20 protein-coding genes are annotated in these 21,573 nt (G+C 54.2%); 13 read left to right on the top strand and 7 right to left on the bottom strand.

Annotated features, from left to right (window positions below; translation table 11 throughout):
• Positions 1–9: 9 nt before the first annotated feature.
• From cbiQ to purB, 4 genes are all read right to left on the bottom strand, one after another.
• Positions 10–795, bottom strand: coding sequence for a cobalt ECF transporter T component CbiQ (gene cbiQ, locus ACFKSJ_RS01230; RefSeq protein ID WP_440950460.1), 786 nt, complete (start codon positions 793–795; stop codon positions 10–12).
• Between the two features lie 49 nt (positions 796–844).
• A complete protein-coding gene (locus ACFKSJ_RS01235; RefSeq protein WP_440950461.1) occupies positions 845–1,171 on the bottom strand; it encodes an energy-coupling factor ABC transporter substrate-binding protein in 327 nt (108 codons plus the stop codon).
• The gene (locus tag ACFKSJ_RS01240; protein WP_440950462.1) at positions 1,168–1,863 is read right to left on the bottom strand and encodes an energy-coupling factor ABC transporter permease; all 696 of its coding nucleotides are present in this window, start codon (positions 1,861–1,863) and stop codon (positions 1,168–1,170) included. The genes ACFKSJ_RS01235 and ACFKSJ_RS01240 overlap by 4 nt, the downstream gene beginning before the upstream one ends.
• Positions 1,864–1,998: 135 nt before the next feature.
• The gene (gene purB / locus ACFKSJ_RS01245; RefSeq protein ID WP_440950463.1) at positions 1,999–3,336 is read right to left on the bottom strand and encodes an adenylosuccinate lyase; all 1,338 of its coding nucleotides are present in this window, start codon (positions 3,334–3,336) and stop codon (positions 1,999–2,001) included.
• A gap of 68 nt (positions 3,337–3,404) precedes the next feature.
• On the opposite strand from purB, the gene ACFKSJ_RS01250 reads away from it, so the two are divergent.
• The 10 genes from ACFKSJ_RS01250 (at position 3,405) to thiE (ending at position 12,954) form a co-directional block, all read left to right on the top strand.
• Positions 3,405–4,553 (top strand): TIGR04084 family radical SAM/SPASM domain-containing protein, encoded by a 1,149-nt coding sequence (locus ACFKSJ_RS01250; RefSeq protein WP_440950464.1) that lies wholly within the window; start codon positions 3,405–3,407, stop codon positions 4,551–4,553.
• A 231-nt stretch (positions 4,554–4,784) separates the two neighbouring features.
• A complete protein-coding gene (locus ACFKSJ_RS01255; protein ID WP_440950465.1) occupies positions 4,785–6,800 on the top strand; it encodes an ATP-dependent DNA helicase in 2,016 nt (671 codons plus the stop codon).
• The gene (locus tag ACFKSJ_RS01260) at positions 6,791–7,237 is read left to right on the top strand and encodes a methylated-DNA--[protein]-cysteine S-methyltransferase (protein WP_440950466.1); all 447 of its coding nucleotides are present in this window, start codon (positions 6,791–6,793) and stop codon (positions 7,235–7,237) included. Before ACFKSJ_RS01255 ends, ACFKSJ_RS01260 begins: the two co-directional genes overlap by 10 nt.
• Before the next feature lie 95 nt (positions 7,238–7,332).
• Positions 7,333–7,581, top strand: a complete 249-nt coding sequence (locus tag ACFKSJ_RS01265; protein ID WP_440950467.1) for a ketopantoate reductase C-terminal domain-containing protein — start codon at positions 7,333–7,335, stop codon at positions 7,579–7,581.
• 2 nt (positions 7,582–7,583) lie between these two features.
• On the top strand, positions 7,584–8,171 hold the full coding sequence (gene mobA, locus ACFKSJ_RS01270; RefSeq protein WP_440950468.1) for a molybdenum cofactor guanylyltransferase: 588 nt from the start codon (positions 7,584–7,586) through the stop codon (positions 8,169–8,171).
• A gap of 174 nt (positions 8,172–8,345) precedes the next feature.
• Positions 8,346–8,870: a hypothetical protein gene (locus ACFKSJ_RS01275; RefSeq protein ID WP_440950469.1), complete on the top strand. Its 525-nt coding sequence runs from the start codon at positions 8,346–8,348 to the stop codon at positions 8,868–8,870.
• Positions 8,867–10,360 carry an ABC transporter ATP-binding protein gene (locus ACFKSJ_RS01280; RefSeq protein WP_440950470.1) on the top strand — a complete coding sequence of 498 codons (1,494 nt, stop codon included), beginning with the start codon at positions 8,867–8,869 and terminating at the stop codon, positions 10,358–10,360. The genes ACFKSJ_RS01275 and ACFKSJ_RS01280 overlap by 4 nt, the downstream gene beginning before the upstream one ends.
• Complete coding sequence (locus ACFKSJ_RS01285) at positions 10,330–11,127, top strand: energy-coupling factor transporter transmembrane component T family protein (protein WP_440950471.1); 798 nt, start codon at positions 10,330–10,332, stop codon at positions 11,125–11,127. Before ACFKSJ_RS01280 ends, ACFKSJ_RS01285 begins: the two co-directional genes overlap by 31 nt.
• A 394-nt stretch (positions 11,128–11,521) precedes the next feature.
• A complete protein-coding gene (gene thiM, locus ACFKSJ_RS01290) occupies positions 11,522–12,319 on the top strand; it encodes a hydroxyethylthiazole kinase (RefSeq protein ID WP_440950472.1) in 798 nt (265 codons plus the stop codon).
• A 5-nt stretch (positions 12,320–12,324) separates the two neighbouring features.
• Positions 12,325–12,954 carry a thiamine phosphate synthase gene (gene thiE / locus ACFKSJ_RS01295; RefSeq protein WP_440950473.1) on the top strand — a complete coding sequence of 210 codons (630 nt, stop codon included), beginning with the start codon at positions 12,325–12,327 and terminating at the stop codon, positions 12,952–12,954.
• Between the two features lie 388 nt (positions 12,955–13,342).
• Here the strand turns inward: thiE and ACFKSJ_RS01300 are convergent, their stop codons facing one another.
• On the bottom strand, positions 13,343–13,939 hold the full coding sequence (locus ACFKSJ_RS01300; RefSeq protein ID WP_440950474.1) for a serine acetyltransferase: 597 nt from the start codon (positions 13,937–13,939) through the stop codon (positions 13,343–13,345).
• Positions 13,940–14,062: 123 nt separating this feature from the next.
• On the opposite strand from ACFKSJ_RS01300, the gene xerA reads away from it, so the two are divergent.
• The 3 genes from xerA (at position 14,063) to ACFKSJ_RS01315 (ending at position 17,620) form a co-directional block, all read left to right on the top strand.
• Positions 14,063–14,941 (top strand): site-specific tyrosine recombinase/integron integrase, encoded by an 879-nt coding sequence (xerA, locus tag ACFKSJ_RS01305; protein WP_440950475.1) that lies wholly within the window; start codon positions 14,063–14,065, stop codon positions 14,939–14,941.
• 251 nt (positions 14,942–15,192) lie between these two features.
• Positions 15,193–16,356, top strand: a complete 1,164-nt coding sequence (gene ercA / locus ACFKSJ_RS01310) for an alcohol dehydrogenase-like regulatory protein ErcA (RefSeq protein WP_440950476.1) — start codon at positions 15,193–15,195, stop codon at positions 16,354–16,356.
• A complete protein-coding gene (locus tag ACFKSJ_RS01315; RefSeq protein WP_440950477.1) occupies positions 16,340–17,620 on the top strand; it encodes an ATP-binding protein in 1,281 nt (426 codons plus the stop codon). Before ercA ends, ACFKSJ_RS01315 begins: the two co-directional genes overlap by 17 nt.
• Positions 17,621–17,682: 62 nt before the next feature.
• Here the strand turns inward: ACFKSJ_RS01315 and ACFKSJ_RS01320 are convergent, their stop codons facing one another.
• Positions 17,683–20,730: a NosD domain-containing protein gene (locus ACFKSJ_RS01320; protein ID WP_440950478.1), complete on the bottom strand. Its 3,048-nt coding sequence runs from the start codon at positions 20,728–20,730 to the stop codon at positions 17,683–17,685.
• 212 nt (positions 20,731–20,942) lie between these two features.
• The gene (locus ACFKSJ_RS01325) at positions 20,943–21,446 is read right to left on the bottom strand and encodes a flavodoxin domain-containing protein (RefSeq protein ID WP_440950479.1); all 504 of its coding nucleotides are present in this window, start codon (positions 21,444–21,446) and stop codon (positions 20,943–20,945) included.
• Positions 21,447–21,573 lie beyond the last annotated feature (127 nt).

A 21,573-nucleotide genomic window follows, 5' to 3' on the forward strand; every position in this document is an offset into this window, starting at 1 on the left:
TGGTTACCTCTAAAAAATCGTCACCGATGTGGTGAGATATGCAACTATGATGCAGATCGACAGGTAGATAAGAACCGAAGCGACGGCCGGAACCCCTGGTCTTACATATTCCCCCCCGAGGTCCAGTCTGCCGTCATAACAGCGGGCGTCCATCACGGTCAGCAGATCCTCCCCCTGCTGCCAGGCTCGAATAAAGAGCATCGCAGCAAGCATGCCGAGTGACTGGAGTTTGTTCCAGAAGGTATCGTACCCATGCCTCAGCACCTGTGCCGTATGGATCGAGATCGCTTCACCGATCAATACAAAGATGAAGTGATAGATCAGCATTGAGAGATCGATCAGACTGCTCGGCAGACGGAGAGAATGCATGATGGAAAATATCTCAGTGATCGGGGTCGTCAGGGCGATGAAGTAAAGGGCGCACATGCCGCCAAAGGTCCTTGCAATCAGCAGAAGGGCAAGGTTTGCGGATGCCGTGGTCACGGTCAGGGTGATTCCAAGGATTGGAAGTGAGATGAGCGCTGCCCCGCCGCCGCTGGTGAAGAGGACGACGATCCCACTGGTGAGTGAGAACGAGATCGGGATGGTGAGCAGGGCGAGATACAGTCGTAATGGAATCTTTGCGATACCCACTGTGATCACGGCCATGCTTATCGCGATGAAGAACGGTGTGACGAGGGTTGTTGATGCGGTACAGATGAGGATCGCCCCGATACCGAGGCCCAGCTTAAGCCGGGCATCCTGTTCACTCAGTGCATTGCACTGGGTGTATTCATCGAGGAGGTGCTCCATCATGGTTCGAAACCCTGTTCCGGCTCTCCGCCCGGCCGGTTCTTTTCATTATTCACGATTGTTTTTTTGTCTGTTCAACATCCGAACGCGCCTGTCTGCCGCGGTAATAGCCGAAGAAGTATCCGATCACCAGTGCTCCTGCGGCTGCCTGCAGGCAGAAGAAGAGTGTCTCGATCTCGCCGCTCGGCGGTGTATAGATCGAACTGAACCAGGGTGTATACCCTGTCGATTCGATGACCCTGCTCGCACTGTCATCAGTGCCGCCCCAGGCCTCCTGGCCGGGCGGAAGGGTGCCTGCGATCTGGGTGTTCACCACCACGAAGATTCCGGCGAAGACAACAACAGCCAGGACGGCGATGATTTCAAGGGAGTACTTCATGAGAACGCCTCCTTCATTTTATCTGACTGCGCGGGGCTGATGACGCCGAGGGTTATGAGGATATCCGGCCTCACCTGGTTGATGTATTTGAAGGTGAGCGCAAGGAAGATTCCTTCGATGATGGCGAGTGGCACCTGGGTCAACGCAAAGATCCCGGAGAACATGAAGAATGAGGTCATATACCCGCCGGCTGCTGCCGGGAATGCGAGTGAGAGCTGAACTGACGTGATCACGTAGGTGAAGATATCTGCCAGGGCCGATGCCAGGAAGACGTTCACGATCGTATTCAGATTGATCGCCTTTCCTCCCCGGTAGACCCAGTAGCCCAGGAGAGGTCCGCAGATCCCCATCGAAAAGACGTTTGCGCCGAGTGTTGTGAGCCCGCCGTGTGCAAGGAAGAGGGCCTGGTAGGTCAACACGATGATGCTCAGTATCGAGGTGATGAACGGGCCGAACATGATCGCACTGAGTCCAGTCCCTGTCGGGTGAGAGCAGCTCCCATTGACCGACGGCATCTTCAGCGACGAGAGGACGAAGATGAAGGCGCCGCAGACTGCAAGCAATGGGAGGGCGTTCCTGTTCTCTCTTACAAGACGGTTGAGCTGGTAGATCCCATTCGCTATGAATGGCGCAGAGACTGCAAACCAGAACAGACACCATTGAAGCGGAAGAAACCCTTCCATTATGTGCATACTAGTCCCTCATACAAGTATTCTTGATCTAATTAAATAAAACTTGGGTATTCCAGAATCACTCTTTCGTAATTTGTTCGAATAACTCATCAGAACGATCATTGTTCGATCAGTTGAAAGGGTGGGGTGATCTTTTCAGCAGAGCAACGAGAGCTTTTTGACCACCCTGTCGACCTGCTCCACCGAGGTTCCAATGTAATTGTCAGGGTTCAGCAGCGCCACCACCTCATCAGGTTTGACAAGTGCCGAGACTTCTGCCTTCTCTTTCAGCACCTCGGCCAGGTGCCGCTGCTCAGCCCTGGCCTGCATCGACGCCTCGCGCATCAGTTCGTGGGCTACCTGTCGGTCCATCCCGCGTTCGGTCAGGGTGATCATGACGGCCTCTGCCATGTTCACTCCATGGAGCAGGTCCAGGTTCCGTCGTATCTGGTCTTTGTTGATCTTCAGGCCTTCAAGAACTCTGGTCATGAGATGGATGATGTGATCTGCCAGTACCGATGCCTCAGGGAAGATCACCCGCTCACACGAGGAGTTGGTCAGGTCTCGTTCGTCCCAGAGTGTGTTGTTTCCGAGGGCCGGCTCGACCGCTGCCCGTACAACCCTGGCCAGTCCGCAGACCTGTTCACTTTTGATCGGGTTTCGCTTATGCGGCATGGTGCTCGACCCAACCTGGTTCTTCCCGAAGGCCTCCTCGACCTCTGCGATCTCAGTCCGCTGTAAGGATCTGATCTCGATCCCTATCTTGTCGAGGGTCGTCGCGACATTCGCCAGGAACAGGAAATACTCGGCATACCGATCGCGTGAGATCACCTGGTTGGAGACGTCGACTGCCCCGAGGTCGAGATAGGCCATCATCTTCTCCATCACCTCGATCCCTTTCGGTCCGATTGCTGCCTGGGTTCCTACCGCGCCGGTCAACTGCCCCACTTCGACCCGAGGCCGGAGTTGCTGCAGCCGTTCGATATGACGCCCGACTTCACTTGACCATATTGCAAACCTGAGGCCGTATGTGGTCGGTACACCGATCTGCCCGTGTGTCCTGCCTGCGCAGACCAGTGTCCTGGTCTCCTCTGCCCGTTTCAACAGAACAGAGAGGAGTCCCCTGAGTCCTTCATCGATCAGTTTCAGGCTCGCCTTAACCTGGAGGCCAGTCGCTGTGTCGAGCATATCATTGGAGGTGGCCCCAAAATGGACCCATGCCCCTGCTTCGCCACATACCTCAGCCAGGGCTTTTACAATCGCCATCATGTCATGGCTGATCTCAGCCTCAATCTCCTTGGCTCGCTCCAGGCTTGCCGTTGCCGCATTTAACTCGATCGATTCGGCCGCCTCTTCTGGGATCATTCCGCAGGCAGCCTCGGCCTTTGCAAGCCCGACCTCTGCGGCAACGATACATCTGAATCTGTGCTCCTCGCCCCAGATCTCGCGCATCGCTGCTGTCCCGTACCTGAACTCAATCGGATGGATCGCCATACTACTGGATCATTGCATGGATATCCATAAAAAAGGGATGCAGATCCCGATTCAAGAAAACGATTATTATGTTTTGGACTGAAGTATACAGGATTCTTTTGTATTACCATCTGATCTTGACCGACAACTGCAATCTCTGCTGCTCATACTGTAGAGGAAAGGCGTTTGAATGCCTTGAGGGTGAGGATGAGTTTGGAGAGATAGATTGCGCGCTCCCCGTGGAACTGGACATTGACCTGGATCTGCTCTATTCATTTCTGGCCAGGGACCCTGAAGCGGCACTGACCTTTTATGGGGGTGAACCTCTGCTCAGGAGGGATCTCATTGAGGAGATTATGCAACACGCCCCCGTCTCGAGGTTTCTGCTCCATACCAATGGTGTGCTGCTGGACCGACTGAAATCCGAGGTGGTTGCCAATCTCGATACAATCCTGGTCTCGATCGATGGCCCGAAACCTCTGACCGATCTGCACCGTGGTGAGGGAACCTACAACAGGGTGATCGCTGCACTTTCGGGACTCTCTGCGGCCGGCTTTAAAGGCGAACTGATCGGGAGGATGACCGTCGACGAGCAGACCGATATCTATGCTGCGGTCAGGGGGCTTGCAGAGAACACCGACTATCCGTTCACCTCGCTTCACTGGCAACTCGATGCCAACTACTCACATGACTTCCAGAACCGGGATTTTGTTCACTGGGTGGAGTCCTCGTACAATCCGGGAATCAGCCGGCTGGTCGAGTACTGGGTCAGTGTGATGCGCGAACAGGAGCAGGTCCTCCGGTGGTACCCGTTCCTCGACACGATGGAGGACCTGCTTCTCGGACGGACGAGTCGTCTTCGGTGTGGGTCTGGGTATGCGAATTATACGATCCTGACTGATGGTTCGATCGTTCCCTGTCCGGTGATGATCGGTATGAAACAGTATTATCTTGGGCATATCGCGACCACCGACCCGGGAAGTCTGAAACAGGTGACGATCGGTGGTCACTGCAGGGACTGCGCGATTACTGGATTCTGTGGCGGACGGTGTCTGTACTCAAATATCATTGCACCCTGGCCGGAGGAAGGGAGAACGAGGGTCTGTGAGACCATTCACCACCTCCATGCTTCTCTGACGGCAGCGCTTCCTGAGGTTCGCGAACTGATCAGCGAGGGACATATCGCCCTGACTGATTTCTGCCATTCCAAGTTCAATGGCTGTGAGATCATTCCCTAGGTTGCACCCCGTTAAACGATCCACCCACTCTTTCCCGGATATAAACAATAGGCTGATGGGGGGAAATTTTGAGTGACAGGTGATTGTCCCTCTTTTCATATCTGCGCTCCCCTGAAGAATCTGATAGTTGTGGAGGCCCGACCTCGGTCAATTGTTGGGCAATTGAAATTATGCTCCAGTTCCGCCTCATCAGATAGTAAAAAAGCGGTTGTGCACAGATAGGTATACAGAATGACTGCACTTGACGACTGGTTCCCGTACAGCGCGTACAGGCCCCATCAGCGGGAGATGCTCGAGACCTCTGCCGCCATAGCGGCGCAGGGGGGGATTGCGATGATCGACGCGCCCACCGGGAGCGGGAAGTCCAGTGTGATTGCGGCTCTGCTCAGCGAGAGCAGGGGAAGAAAGGTGATCGTCGCTGTCCGGACTGTCAGCCAGTTGAACACCTTTATCCGGGAGCTCCAACTGATCAGAAAGAAACAGCGCTCCTTGAAGTTTGCATACCTGGTCGGCAAGGGATCGATGTGTCCTCTCGGCGGGGAAGGGGATGTCTATCGACGGTGCGAGGGGGTCAAGGCCTTCTCTTCGGCTCTGATGCGTGAACAGGCCCAGAAGGGGATGCTCAATCCGGCGAAGGATCCTCAGATCCGAAACCAGATCCGGCGTATGGACAAGGATCACCCTCTTATCTGTCCGTATTACGTCAACAGCAGGATCTTTGTCCAGAGTGAGGATCTCTCTCTGAAGATGGTCCCATCAGGACAGCTTCGTTCCAGGGCAGACCGAATCGGATCTGAGGCGGTCGCGCCCCGGCAGCTCCATGAACTCTGTGGGGAGATCTGCCCGTACGAGGCGATGCTCCATGCGGCCAGGCACGCCGATGTCATTGTGTTGAACTATCACCACCTCTTCACCGATGAGATCAGGGATCAGTTGTACACTTCTCTGGGGATTGAGTCGCCAGGTGACGTACTGCTGTTGATCGATGAAGCGCACAACTGTGGGGATACTGTGCAGAGCATCCAGAGCGTTTCGCTCGATGACCGGTCGCTCGAACAGGCCTCGCATGAACTGGCTGCTCTTCGGCGGCACCTGAACTGTGTAGAGCCCGTCGAGCAGGTGCTGCCCCAGATCACGAACTTTATGCAGGCCCTGAAGCGATCTACCGAGGTGGAGGACTGGTTTGACCCTTCGATCTTCAACAGAATGGTGATTCGCGGGTCGCTATACCGACAGATCGAGGAGGTGGTCGAGGACCTGCAGACGATCACTGAGTTTATCCGGGAGAAGAACACCAAGGCCGGTGAGTACAAGGAGACGGCGATCGAACAACTGGCTGATTTCCTCTATCGGATCTACCGTTCATCAGCTGACCCAGCGTACCTGACCGTCTTCCGACGACTCGATGAGGACCGGATCGCTCTTGAAGTCCGGAACATCGACCCTGCTGACAGGTTGCAGGCCATTGCCCGGGCCCATGCCTGTTGTATCATGATCAGTGGAACACTCTCCCCTGTGGAGAGTTATCGGCGGTATTATTTCGGGGATCTGCCGGTGACGATGATCTCGCTGCCGAATGCATTCCCGACGAAGAACAGGCTGATCCTCTGCAGCACCGACATCACCACCGCGTACAGTATGCGTCAGAGTAATGAGAACCTCGCAGCCATCGATGCCTATATCACTGCTTTTGCGACGGTCAAAGGGAACATTGCGGTCTATTTCCCGTCGTATCAACTGCTTGAGACATTTGCCGAGCGGTGCAGACGGAAGGTCTCAGGGAGAACGCTCTTCGTCGAGCCCAAGGATTCTGTTGATGCCGGGGCTGCGCTGAAGGCTTTTATGGATCTCCCCCGGCAGGGGGGGGCGAATGGAATGATGTTTGCGGTCTGTGGTGGTAAATGGAGTGAAGGGCTCGATTATCGCGGAGAGATGTTGAGTGGTGCGCTCGTCATTGGCCTTCCGCTGGCACCGTTCAACAAGGTCAGAAAGATGGTAATCGACTACTTTCGACATAAGTTCGGCGACGAGGGGGAGTTTATTTCGTACACCCTCCCAGCGATCAACCGGGCCACCCAGGCGCTTGGCAGGGTGCTGAGGACCCCGGAGGATCGAGGGGTGCTGGTGCTTGGTGAGAAGCGTTTCTGGGAGGAGCGGGTGAAGGGTGGTCTCTCTCAGTGGATGCAGCAGGAGATGAAACCCTGTGACGCATCGACCTTTCGGGAGGCCATTAAAAGATGGCGCTGATGGAGGGTGTCACCAGGTTTCAGGACTGGTCGGTCCATGTGATCTGGGAGGAGGGCTGCATTCATCGGGTCTGGTTCTCTGATGAGGAACCCTCAGGTGAGGTGCCTCTCCTGCTCTCCCAGTACCTCCATGGTGAGCAGGTCGACCTGAGTTCTCTGTCTGTTTCGGGAATAATTGGTGACAGCCTCAAGGCCAGGATCTACCGTGCCGTCAGGCAGGTGCCCTTCGGGTCGACCGCCACGTATGGTGCAATTGCTCATCTGGTCGGTACCGGCCCCCGAGTTGTTGGTCTGGCGATGAAACAGAACAGGACGCCGTTGCTGATTCCCTGTCACCGGATTGTAGCTGCCAGTGGTCCAGGTGGGTTTACCCCGTCCCTTTCGATCAAACTGGCCCTTCTCGCGATGGAGAAGCGCCTCTCATGCCGTGAGGTATAAGTGAGTTCATGGAGAATAGGATAAGAACGGCAAACCTGGGACGGACGAAATGTGTCGATGATGGACCTGGTTCTGTGAAACGGAGAGAGAAGAAGATGAAGGTGTTGGTCCTAGGAGCTGGAACTGTCGGTCTATCCGTGGCTGCCTGGCTTTCAGCGGTGTGCGAAGTCTGTGCTGTCACGGGAAAGCGGAAGGCGGCTGTCATCAAAGGCCGGATCACGGAGATCAGTCTCTTGAATGGGGCTGTGGTCACCGTTGGCGCCCGTCATGGGATCGAAACACCTGTCAACACCTGTATCGCGGATCAGATCCGATTCAGAGACCCTTCCCAACCGGTGACCTGAACGTGCGGTCTGCAATTGTTCTGGTGGGTGGTGAAGCTCGTCGTGCAGAAGGGCGGGAGAAGTACTTCTTTTCGTACGATGGGACGACCTTCATAGAGCGGTTGCTGAGTACGCTACGACAGGTGGTGGATGAGATCGTGGTCGTCGCCCGAAATGAGGAGCAGTGTGCCCGGTTCTCAGATTTCTCATCGATCCGGTGTACAACTGATATCAGGCAGGGGATCGGACCGGTCGGTGGGTTGCACGCAGGAGTTCTTGCGGCATCCGGGGATCTGCTCTTCGTCTCTGCCTGTGATATGCCCTGCGTGCATGCAGGGGTTGTTGATTATCTCTTCAATGCGATCGACAGGTACGAGGCTGTGATCCCCTCCTGGAATAACGAGATGCTCGAACCCCTCCACGCGGTCTACCGGCGTGAACCGCTCCTTTCGTACCTTGCTTCGCACGAGTCTCTCTCCCTTCGAACCATGATCCGAAACCTTGACGCTCTGTATCTGCCGGTTGACGATCTGCGCAGGATCGACCCGACCTTAAAGACCTTCACCAACATCAACAAGATCGAAGAACTCGACGCGATCAACATCAGATGAACGGTTGATTGGTCCCTCCTATCTGGACTCGTTTTTTTGGAATTTTCGTGGTTTATCGATATGTTATTATGCTTAAATGTACAATACTATACATCGAGGTATTATTATGCGTATTATAACTAGCCAATCAATGATGCACCGCCGATTGCATGCTCTCCTGGGGGTCGGGTCAGCATGAAGTCGCGTGATATTGCAATAGCCGGTATCCTGCTCGCCATCGGGGCCATCGTCAGGTACCTGTCACTGATCATCCCCGGACCGATCGTTGCCAATCTGGTGATTGCGTTCTATTGTCTCGCTGTCATCCTGATCCTGCCGACGGTGACTGAGGCTCTGGGAATCGGTCTGGTGGCAGGGATCATCAGTGCCCTGATCAGTCATTCGATCTTTCCACCTGGAAATCTGATCAGTGAACCGATCGGTGCCCTGGTATGCCTGGGCCTTTACCGCGTGCTGAAGAGCAGGCCGTCCTTTGGTCCGGGGCTTACGACATTCCTAGCAACACTTGCCAGCGGATTTTCGTTTGTGATCATCTCTTTGGTGGTGATGGCGCCCAAGATCCTGAGCACCTATGCGACCCTCGGTGCCTATGTCCTGGTGATCATCCCTATCGTGACGCTGGCCGCGCTTGCCAATGCGGTGATTGTGCAGATCCTGTACTTCCCGGCGGCACGGATCGTCCTGAGGGACAGGGCATGATCTCCCTCTCCCATTATTCCTACACCTATCCTGGGAAGAGCACACCTGCTCTGCATGATCTCTCCTTCTCTGTTAGAAATGGTGAAGTTGTAATCGTGACCGGGCCGACAGGCGCCGGGAAGACCACCCTCACTCTGGCCGCATCCGGCATTCTTCACCATGATTACGGAGGGAAAGCCACGGGCCAGGTCGCGATCCTTGGCCGGGATGTTGCATCGTTCGCCGGGGTTGAGGAACTGGGCCGGCATATCGGTATTGTCTTTGATGATGCTGATGCCCAGTTGATCTTCACGACGGTTGAAGAAGAGATTGCTTCAGGGCTCGAAAATCTGGATCTTCCGCGTGAAGAACTGCTCAGGCGGATGGAGCATGTGCTTGCGATCACAAAAACTGAAGAACTTCGGGACCGTGCCCCGTATACCCTTTCGGGTGGACAGAAGCAGCGGGTCGCGATCGCAGCAACACTGGCACTTGGGACTGACATCCTGATCCTGGACGAACCAACCTCTGAACTGGATGAAGAGGGATCGCAGATGCTCTTTCGGATCCTCTCTGATCTGAAGCACGAGGGGAAGACGGTGCTGCTTGTCGAACACAAACTGGATGCTCTGATCACGCTCGCTGACCGGATGGTCTTCCTCGATGAGGGAACGATCGTGGCTGAGGGGTCCCCGGAAGACTTACTCCAGGATGAGAAGATTCGAAAGGTGCTCCACCGTGATCACCAGATCGTCGAGGAGTCGACCTGGTGCAGGCAGCCGGAGACTCCGGTCGGATTAAATACTGGTCCTCCGGTTATCGAGATTCATGGACTGGTCCACCGATATGGTCAGTTCGAAGCATTGAAGGGGATCGATCTCTCGATCCGCGAAGGGTCGTTCGTTGCGCTCATCGGCGATAACGGGTCCGGAAAGACCTCTCTGATCAAGCACCTGAATGGTCTGCTCCGCCCTACTGAAGGGACGATCATGATCAATGGCAGGGACACTGCCTCACAACAGATCACCGAACTGGCCCGGAGTGTCGGGCTGGTCTTTCAGAACCCTGATACCATGCTCTTTGAGGAGAGTGTGGAGCGGGAGGTCGCGTTTGGGTTGAAGAACCTGGGAGTCCTCGATATCGATCAGCGGATCACTGCAGTGCTCGATCAGGTCGGCCTCGGTGGGGCGCGGACGGTCTATCCTCGCTCACTTTCGCGGGGTGAACGACAGCGGCTTGCCGTCGCCTGTATCGTCGCGATGCAGCCGGCGGTGATCGTCCTCGATGAGCCGACCACCGGGCTTGATGCCCGGGAGTCGACCCGGGTGATGGAGATTGCTCAGGCACTGCAACGCCAGGGGCACACGATCGTGATGGTCACGCATAATATGCAGATCGTTCAGGACTATGCAGACCGGATCATTCTGCTCGAGAAGGGAGCGATCATTGCAGATACTCAGAATGGTGGTGGAGGTGTGATATGCAACAGATTATGCAATACGTCAGTATAGACAGTTTCCTTCACCGGCTGAATCCCCTTACCAAACTGGTGCTGGTGGTGCTGGTTGCGATCCTGGCGATCACCTCGTCCAGTATTTTATCTGTATCGGCACTGGTGCTGGTGCTCTTTCTGATAGCGCTGGCATCCGGGTTGCATAGGGAACTCCTCAGGCAGGTACCGCTGCTTGTCTCGCTGACGATCTCGCTGGTGCTGCTGACGGTGCTGACGATGCAGGCCGGCCCTGTGGTGGGGACGCTGATTCCTGTTGGAGTGCCCCTGATTGGCGGCATGGTCCCGATCACAATCGGTGCGATCCAGTTCGGCCTGCTCCTCTCGCTCAGGTTCTTTGCGATGCTCTTCGGGTTCCAGTTACTGGTCGTCTCCACGCAGCCGCATGACCTGGTCCATGCCATGTTGAAGATGCACATGCCGGCAGACTATGCCCTGATGTTTCTGATCGCTCTTCGATTCATTCCAAGTCTGCAGCTCGAGGGGCAGCGGATACACGAAGCGCAGTTGGCGCGGGCCTATAATCCTGGTCGGGGGTTCCGGGGTGCAATGCGGACCCTGACTCCGATCATCATCCCGCTGGTCTCCAATGCGCTGGCCAAGGCGAACGTGCTTGGGCTGACGATCGACCTCCGGGGGTACAGGAATCCGAAGAAGACCTCGCTCCGTGATCGAAGTCTGCGGACAGTCGACTATGTGGCGATCGTGGTGATGCTGATCGCGGCGGCAGGTTTTCTTGCCACGACTCTCTTCATGCAGATTCCCTGAATTCCAACATTTTTTATGGCCGGATTTTGTCTTTTGTATATAGCATCATACGGTTTATAGATCTGAGATCGATTGAGCCTGGTGCAGTACTTCTGTAATATCTCCTGCTGTTGGTGGGGCGAACAGGAGTTTTAGGATGACCTCGTCGGGTGGGAATGATAACAATGGCATGTGAAATTTGGGATCTGGTGATCACGTCCCTGGTTGAACCGTTATGATCGATCGGATCGTCTCTGAAGTTTTTGTACCGGTTGTGAATCGGATCGTTATGCCATTCAATGATTCCGCCTTTTCAAACTCGGCGGTATTGCCCAAACCTAGATTAATACGCGGATCGAACAGGTTCATAAGATTCGGGCTGGCCTGGAAATGGCTGCCCGGGGTGTTGAAAACTATGGCTCTCGATCTGGCATCTGCTCTGAACGATCTTCAAACGAAGAGACCCCTTGTCCATCACATAACCAACGCCGTCACCATCAATGACTGTGCCAACATCACGCTCTGCATCGGGGCTGCACCGGTGATGGCCGAAGCCCCTGAAGAGGTGGCCGAGATGGTGGCCATGGCCGTCGCCCTGGTGCTGAACATCGGGACCCTCTCCAAGGCTCAGATATCGTCGATGCTGATCGCCGGAAGGGCAGCCAATGACCTTGGTGTTCCTGTGATCCTCGACCCTGTCGGGGCCGGGGCTACACGGCTCCGAACTGAGAGTGCCCACCATCTGCTGACTGAACTGCAGATCGCCGTGGTCAAGGGGAATGCCGGCGAGATCGGTCTGCTGGCCGGTGCTGCCGGCAGGGTCCGGGGCGTGGACTCGGCCGGGCTCGACGGAGATCCGGTCGCCATCTGTAAATCCCTGGTGGATGCCTATTCCTGCGTGGTGGCGATGAGTGGTCCGACTGATATCGTGACTGATGGCGACCGGGTGGTGCTGATCGCCAATGGTGATCCCCTGATGGGCTCGGTCTCAGGAACGGGATGTATGGTATCCTCTCTGGCAGGTGCGTTCGCGGCCGGGTCGCAGGATCTGGTCTGTTCGACCACAGCGGCACTAGCTGCCTTCGGTCTGGCTGGTGAAAATGCCGCAAGGCAGGCTTCGGGGCCGTCATCGTTCAAGGTGGCTCTCTTCGACGAGGTGGCTGCCCTGACGCCGTCTCTGCTCGCTGGAGGCGCCAGGATTCAGGTTCTCTGATCTCAATGCCTTACTCTCTCTATGTGGTCACTGATCCGATGCTCTCGCTGGGTCGTTCTCATGCAGAGGTTGCTGCCCTCGCTGTTGCCGGGGGGGCGGACGTGATCCAGCTCCGCGATAAATCTGCCTCTGGTCGAGAACTGCTTGCTGCAGCGGAGTCTATCCGGAAGATCACGGCTTCGGCGGGGGCGCTCTTCATCGTCAACGATAGGCTCGACATCGCCCTTGCTTCGGGTGCAGATGGGGTCCATCTTGGTCAGGACGATCTGCCCGTTCGAGCTGCCCGTGCGATTGCCCCGGACCTGATCATCGGCGTTTCTGTCGGCTCGGTGGGGGAGGGGCAACGGGCAGTGGCCGATGGCGCGGACTATGTCGCACTCAGCCCTCTCTTCTCAACGCCGTCCAAGGTCGATGCCGGCGAGGGGCACGGGCTCGATCTGCTCACGACGCTCTGTGGTGAGTTGGAGATCCCTGTCCTTGCTATCGGGGGGATCAATCCTTCCAACGTGCAGCACGTGATCAGGGCCGGGGCTGCCGGTGTGGCAGTCATATCTGCAGTGATCAGCCGGCCGGAGATCCCTCTGGCGGTTCAGGGGCTGAAATCCCTGATCCTTGAAGCAAAAAAATCGGTTTGAGATCGATCTCTCTCCTTTCCCCATTTCTGTGTGATTTTCTCATGTTTCTACATGGGGCGGTGTTTCCTATTCATCTCAAATTTTATGAGTATTGAAAGCGATCTGTACTCTTTGAAAATCAGAGATTTTTTTCGATCAGTTTGAGGGTTCTATGGCCCCATTCTGCCGTTGGTGATCTTACTTTCTTCAGAAATGATCCTGCGATCGAGAGAGTTATTTAGATGGGGTGAGATTTGCTGCGGTCAATCGTATGATCCGGTCTTTCCCGCGTTCTGTGTTGACCTGATGTGACTTGCGTAGAATGGTGATTCTACGCAATTACTATTATTGGTCGTATTTTTAAAAAAGAGATTATTATTGAATGGATGAATAAATATCATCTTTAAAATTATTGCGTATTCCTTTTCCGGACGATCTCGGTTGACTTCTTGTAGCATCGATCAAACCCCTTGTCACTGACCTTTCGTGCCGGCACGCCTGCGATGGTGATCCCCTTCTCAGTGAATGATTTATTCACCACGGCATTGGCTCCGATCGCGATATCGTCGGCCACCTCGATATCTCCAAAGAGCACCACGCCCGGCCCGATGAAGACATTGTTCCCGATCTTCGGTGCGGCGTCCGTGAAGCCGGCCTGGGTGCCGATGTGGACGCAGTTGTGAATCCTGCAGTTCTCCCCTACCTGTGCCCCGTCGTTCACGATCAACGTCCCCGGGTGGGCGATCGAGAGGCCCGGGCCAAAGACATTCAGGGGGATGTGGTATCCCATCTTCACGCTCAGGCGCCTGAATCGAAGATACAGGTACAGATAATAGGGTTTGAAGATCAATGAATTTCTGCAGTTTTTGTAGAACTCCACCTTTCGAAGCAGTCGCTCGAAGCGCCAGACCTCATGGATGAAGATCTGTGGAAATGTGGACTGGATGTTCAGTGCAACTCGATCTGCCTCGCAGTAGAACAGATAATCCTCTTTTGACTGAATCACACCAGAATGTCTCTTTTAATGACCTGATAAGAATATCGATTGATCTCTTCGTGCTGGTGCGTTGCGTGGCAGCTGGAAATTCTGCGCAAACTTATTTCTTTTCGTGCAATGAACAGATACTGTATGGATCAGCCTTCCCTGGTTGAGTGGATCGATCGATACCACTCGTACATGCAGATGCGCAACTATTCCGAGAAGACGATCCAGAGTTATGTCCGGGTGATTCGTCTCTTCGGTGCCTATCTGATCGACCAGGAGGCAACTTTTGATCAGGTTGGGGTGGCTGGGGATCGGCGGTTGATCACCGGGTACCTCTCGGGCCTCTCTCGGGAACACGGCTATTCTGCCAAAACTCTGCATCGGATCATCTCAACGCTCAGTTCGTTTTATCGGTTTTTGTATGCAGAGGGGGCTGTTGCAGTGAATCCACTGACTGGGATCGATCGGCCGAAGATAAAGCGTCAGGAGCTGCGATACTTGAAGCACCAGCAGGTGTTGAAGTTGATCGAATCAATGCCTGGTGCCCGGGATCAGCTGATCGTCCGGATGATCTACGCGACCGGCGTTCGGGTCTCTGAACTCTGTGGAATCGCCATCGAACATATCGATTTTGATGATCTCACCATCCGGGTCAGGGGCAAAGGGGATAAGGTCCGGATTGTCTTCATCGACGAGGAGACGGGGCGGTTGATGGAGTCCTATGCTGGTGATCGGGTCTTTGGCCCGTTCTTCGTCGGGCAGCAGGGCCACTCCCTCTCCCCCCGGACGGTGCAGCACCTCTTCGAGGTCTACGCACCGCCGGGGGTAACGCCGCATACGATCCGGCATAGTTATGCGAGTGAGTTGTACAAGCGGTCCAAGAATCTTCAGGTGGTTCAGGAGAACCTCGGGCATACCTCCATCAAGACCACCGAGATCTATCTGCACACCGACCTCGATGAACGGCGAGGTATCTACCGGACCTACTTCCCGCTCTCGAAGCAGGACGAACTCGGCTCATAAACCATATGATGCTATACATTAATGTCGCCTCTGATCGTCACCACGGATCGTGTATTCTGAAAAAATGATTCCACGGGAATTGGCATGACATCCTTGAGATCATTTCACCCCCGGGTGGTGACAGCATACCATCCCGATGGAGATTTTGGGGAAAGCGATGATCGTCCGGGAGATGCGGGACACCAAATGTTTAATATTTCATTCCCCTTTATTGATTGAACGGTAATTTTGCGTGAGGTGGTGGCAACCGGATGATCGAATCAAATTTTGAGTTGAGAAAATTTGTCGCGCCGGAGTTTGTCGTTGGAGCCGACGCACGCTTGCTGGCCGGCAGATATGCCAAAAATCTGGGTTCACGCCACGTCTTCGTCGTCACCGATTCGAATATCATCAAAGCCGGGTGGGTCAGGGACGTAACCGACAGCCTTCAGGAGGAAGGCATTCGATACACGCTCTTCTCAGACGTGACTCCAAATCCACGGGACTGTCAGGTTATGGACGGTGCGGATCTGTACCTGCGTTCTGGCTGTGATAGCATCGTGGTTGTCGGGGGCGGCAGCCCGATCGACTGCGCAAAGGGGATCGGAATTGTCGTTTCGAACAGGAGGCATGTACTGGAATTTGAGGGCGTTGACAATGTCATGATCCCTGCGCCACCCCTCATCTGTATCCCGACAACTGCGGGGTCAGGGGCAGATGTCTCGCAGTTCTCTATCATCAATGACACAGAACGAAAGGTTAAGATCGCAATCATCAGCAAAAAGATCGTCCCGGATATCGCACTCATCGATCCGGTTCCACTGACAACGCTCCCCGCTTCCCTGACGATCAGTACCGGCATAGATGCTGTTGTTCACAGTGTGGAGTCCTATGTCTCAAATGCGAGTTCGCCGGTCACCGATATACAGGCCCTGGAGTCGATCCGGTTGATGACCACCAATCTGCTTCCCGCACTGAAAGAACCGGATAATATCGTCTTCCGATACAGGACCATGCTCGGGAGCCTCTTAGCCGGACTGGCGTTCTCCAATACGAGTCTCGGTGCCGTTCATGCGATGGCTCACAGTCTTGGTGGATTCTCCGACCTCCCTCATGGGGAATGTAATGCCGTGCTGCTGGAGCATGTTGTGGCGTATAATTATAGTGCATGTCCCCGGCGTTATGATGAGATCGCTGGGGCCATGGGTGTCGACCTATCCGGGCTGGAAGATATTGACCGAAAGGTGAAGATCATAGCCGCCATGAAGTCGTTCCGGGAGGGACTGGGGATGATCGGAACCCTCGAAGATCTTGGAGTTACCAGGGGAGATATTCCCGATCTGGCGAAGAATGCAATGCGTGACCCCTGCATGGCGACCAACCCGCGACAGCCGACCGTCAAGGATATTGAACAGATCTATGAAGCAGCACTCTGATGATAATCCTGACTGGAAGAACCAGCGGATGCAGATAATCGGTCTTGGCGAATCATCCATACGGAAGAGTTACTATCCTGAACTGCAGGAGCAGCATATCGAACTCCTCAAAAAAAATGAGGAACTCCAGGCCGCTTATGAGGAACTGACTGCGATTAATGAGGAGCTGGTTGCAAATTATGATAAAATCAGTGAGAGCGAACAGAAACTGCGCGAGAGCGAAGAGCGGTATCGAACCATCATTGAAACAACAGACACCGGGTTTGCTGTCACTGATGATGAGGGTCGGATTCTTGATGCCAATCAAAAGTACGTTCGCCTGACCGGGCACCACGATCTGACAGAGATCCTGAATCGGAGTATCATTGAATGGACTGCCGCGTATGATCGGGATAAAAAAATCCTTGCGACCCGGCGCTGTATCAGAGACGGTTTCATCCGCAATCTGGAGATCGACTACGTGGACTCGGTCGGCCGCATCACTCCGATCGAGATCAACTCGACCCTTGTCAGGACCGGGGAGGTGGTGCGGATTCTATCCCTGTGTCGGGATATCTCAGATCGGAAGCAGGCTGAAAAGACATTGGAATTGGCCCGTAAAAAATTGAATCTGTTGAATACGGTGACATTTCAGGATATTCAGAGCGCAATTTTTACCCTGTCGGCCTATCTGGAATTGACGAAGAACACGCTTGCTGATGAGAAGACCCGATCGTACCTTGAGAAGGAGATCTCACTGATCCAGGTGATTTCGAGTTCGATAAAATTTGGACGCGATTACCAGGACATGGGAATAAAACCGTCCCGGTGGCATCGTGTCAATCATGTATTTCTCTATGCGATCTCGCACCTCGATTTTCTCCCGATTACCCGGCATGTCGAACTCGATGGGCTGGAGATCTATGCCGATCCCCTGCTTGAGAAGGTTCTCTATAACCTCATGGATAATGTGATCAGACATGGTGTCCGGGCAACTGAAGTCACTCTCAGATACCAGAAGCGAGCGGAAGATCTCGTTCTGATCATCGAAGATAACGGGATTGGCATTCCAAAAGATAAGAAAGATATGCTCTTTGAGCGAAGATTTGGAAGCGAATCGGGCCTGGGCTTATTCCTGGTACGGGAGATCCTTTCGATAACCGGGATCACCATAACTGAAACCGGTGTCGAAGGGAGGGGGGCCAGGTTTGAGATCCAGGTGCCGGCGAACGCCTACCGTTTTTCTCAGGAGCCAGATAGATCGATCTCCAACTCCGTCCTCTGAACCTCTCTCTTAATTACAGGGCGGTTTCTGTTGCACTTCACTCTTGGAGGGATGTCCGATTCTCATAACTGGTTGAAGTGGATGACGATATCGTTGAAGTCGATCGCACCGTTATTGTTGAAGTCAAATGCACTGACCGGTTCATACTCTGCGATCCAGTCCATCTGGTTGAAGAACAGTACCACATCTCCAAAGTCGGAGGCGCCATTCCCGTTCAGGTCTTCATACTTTCCGTCGCCGTTCGGATCTGTCGGTGGCAGCACCGTTGACAGAATTGGGATGACTGGTCCCTGGACTGTGATATATCCGATTCTTGTCATGGTGTCGTCGCCGAGTGGATTTGAGACGGTCAGGCTGATGGAGTAGGTGCCAGGCTCTGTAAAATTATATCGTGGGTTCTGCGCTGTCCTCACTGATGCATTCTGGCCATCTCCAAAGTCCCAGATCCACCGCGTCGGTGTACCGGTTGAAGTGTCGGTGAACTGGACCGAGAGCGGGGCAGTGCCGCCGGTTGGGGTAGCCAAAAATCCAGCCGTCGGTTTGGTCGCACCGGATGATGGCGATTTAACAAGGGGTGCCCTGTCGGTATTATTTATGTTCAGTTCGGTGGGGATGGCGTATCCTTCATCACAGAAACCGTCGTGGTTGTTGTCTGCGTGAGTCTCAGAAAAACCATTCCCGGACGGGGTTGCCCAGTAATTGCCCCCGATTGACGGGCCTCCGACGATGTTGGTGCCGGTTATTGGTTCGTCATTCCAGGTGTTTTTTGTCATATTCCCCACAACGAGAGCATTGTACATGTTTTTGAAAAAATTGTCATAGATCCTGTTCTCCTGGGATTGATCGAGGTATACTCCTGCACCAGTACTGCCAGTGATCGTGTTATGGTTCAGAATGTTGCCATTAGAATGATAGATCTGGACACCATACTTCGTGTCCCCGGCAATGGTACTGCTGTTCAGTGTGTTACTGTCTGCTGTGAAGAACATGACACCGCAGATGGTTGCGCCGGTGATGATGTTCTTATCCAGTGCATTGCCGGCTGAGTTATAGATGGAGATGCCATGGTTTCTATTCTCCATGATCGAGGTGTTCCTGATGGTATTTCTGTCGCTTGCGGTGGTCAGGAAGACGCCGTCCCCATTGTCACTCAGTATGGTATCAGTGACCAGATTCTCACTGCTCCCTGCATAGAGCACGATCCCATACTTGTCATTTTCTGAAGTCCTGACCTGCTGGATAGTGCCGGCGCAGGCATTCAGATAATAGATCCCATAATCCCAGTGGCTTACATTGACATTTTTTATCGTAACGCCTGTCAAAGGGTTGTCTGGATTCTTTGAGACAAAGATCCCTGCCGACCCTTCACTGTTCTGTCCGCTGATCTGATGGCCCTGACCATCGAAGATGACATTTGATGCCCTGATCTCAATTCCTACTGGATTCTGACAATCGATAATGTCGCGGTTGAGCAGGTAAGTGCCTGGTTGATCGATCACAAGAGGCCCTGACACGATAATCTTCCCGTCTGTTCTTATCATCTCTTTTGAGGTGACTGCGTCAACCCGCCCGGATCCATAGAGCATATCCCTTCCCGGGTCCCCGAGGTCGACAGCCCCATCAACCAGTGCCGTTCTGATCTGGTCCGGGGTGAGAGACGGGCTACTACTCCAGAGAAGTGCTGCAATCGCTGCTATATGTGGGGCTGCGGCACTGGTCCCGTAGAAACGACTGGGAAACCCACCAGATCCGGTCACCGTGACTCCGTCGATCCCACAGAGGTCGGGCTTCTGCCGTGTCTCATGGTGAGGGTACACAATCGTGACTGGACCGCGGGAGGAGAAAGGCTCCAGTTGGTTGGGCGATGCCGCGCCGAGGGCACCAATTGTCAGGACATCGGGCACTGCAGCCTGACCACTGATCGAATCAGCGGAGACCAGATTATCCGGACTGATCGATGTTCCCGAACTGGTATAAACCTGCAGCTCAAGGGTTCGTGACTCTGCCAGGTTCATGTAATTGTTCACATCGAGTTCGGCGCTGACCGTGTAGGATCTATCATTGGAATAGGAGATCCATTCAACGGGATCCGCATTTCCGGTCTGGGCATTTGTGCTTCTTTTGATGGTGACTCCTGAAAATGGGTATTGTTCGGTCAGGTACAGGTCGTAATCGTTCGCAGAACTGCCGAACTTATCGTCCCACTGAAGAACGGCCCTGACGCTTCCGCCTGGCGGGATACTGAGGTAGATCTTTTTTCTAGAATCTGATCTACCGGCACTGAAGTCCTGCCACCCGCTTCCGTCATCGAAAAATGCCCCCTGGTAATGTTTCTGTGCATAGTTCCCAGCAGAGGTGACATAAACGAGATTTTCAGTCTGAAGTTTCTCCTGGATATGGGTCGCGACCGAACCGTCCTCGAAGAATGGTTCACCCAACCAGGAGATGTCATCGACGATCACCGAGCAGCCGGCTTCTGCCAGGGCGTCCACTGCCCGATTAAACGCGATCGTGTTTGTTCCGGTATCATAGAAGTACAGGTCCGCATCCGGGGCAATATCGTGAATGATCTCGAGCATGGCGGTCCCTTCATCACCCCCGACTGAGTTTGAGAGGATATGAAGGCTGGAGGGCAGGTTCCCGGATGCCTCTGCCTCCTGCCAGTGGTCAACACCGGTGGAGATTACCCCGACCTTCACTCCCTGACCTGAGAGTCCTGTGTTTCTCCGGAGCTGATCTGCCCTGAGGATCTGGTCCCCCTGGGTGGTTACCGAACCTGTATTGGCGAGTGGTGGGATCACCGTCTGGATTGATCTGATCCATGCCTCTGCAGCCAGACCCGGGAGGTCACTGACCCGGACCCAAGCGGCCACGCAGTGAGTACCTTCATCGCGGTCGGTGATTTCAACGCACCAGCGGTCAAGACTTCCTGAATGGGTGGAATCAGCCACCCGGATATAAACGAAGACCTCGTCGGAGGAGGTCCCATCGACTCCAGTCTGTCGGATAACTCCTTTTGAAGTTTCCTCCCAGGTCTCCCCGGGCAGGAGAAACCGTTCATCGACCAGTGGCAGGAGGTCTGAACTTATTTTCTCCTCCCAGGCTGACATTGCCGGTCGGACAGATGATTCTGACTGGATAAGCGCTTCAGAGGGAGTTATGAACAGGCAGAACAGGAGAATGATAATGATGGATACCTGGAGGATATGACGCATGAGCGAACAGTCATTACCCTGTCTGATAATAGGTTAAATCTTCTGGTTCATCTTTCTGTCACCAGGGTTTGGGAGAGATGGAGACCCCTATTCCTGGCAGGGGTCCTTTACACTCTCAAGAGCGTGGGCAGTGTTCGCGCCCATGATGCTATTGCATTCCAGTCCCGAAAGTCGCCGGATGGGATCTTCGCCATCTCCATCATCTTCCTTGAGACGAACGAGAGCTGTGTCGGGTCCAGCCTGCCGGCAAAGAGGGTCGTCGCCACCGGTTGCAGGGGGGTGAGCGAACTGTGGAGTTTTTTCATTCCATATTCGACCGACCCGGCTTCTTTTGATACCGGAGATATCCCAACAGCAAATGCTGCCACCGGTACGTTTATGAGTTCCTCTCGATGCTGTCCAACGAACTTTCCGACATCCCCTACCATCCGTCCCATGTAAAGCGGGGCACCGATCACTATGGCATTATTGCCGGCGAGGGAGGAGACCTTCTTCATCTCGGCAACTTCAACGGTGTTTCCTGTGGATTCCAGTTCTTTTCCAACAGCCTGGGCGATCTCAGCTGTAGAACCTTTCCGTGATATGTACGCGATAAGAATTCGGCCTGCCATAATTATTAGTTGTATACGTGAACAGGACGCCTAAATAATTACCTGATACCTTCTCTGAAAGTATTTCCTGAGAGAGTTGGCCTGATTTCAATCTCCCTGGTACACAGACCGGATCCTTTTTCCGGCA

Source organism: Methanosphaerula subterraneus (genome assembly GCF_052055875.1).
Classification (GTDB): domain Archaea; phylum Halobacteriota; class Methanomicrobia; order Methanomicrobiales; family Methanospirillaceae; genus Methanosphaerula; species Methanosphaerula subterraneus.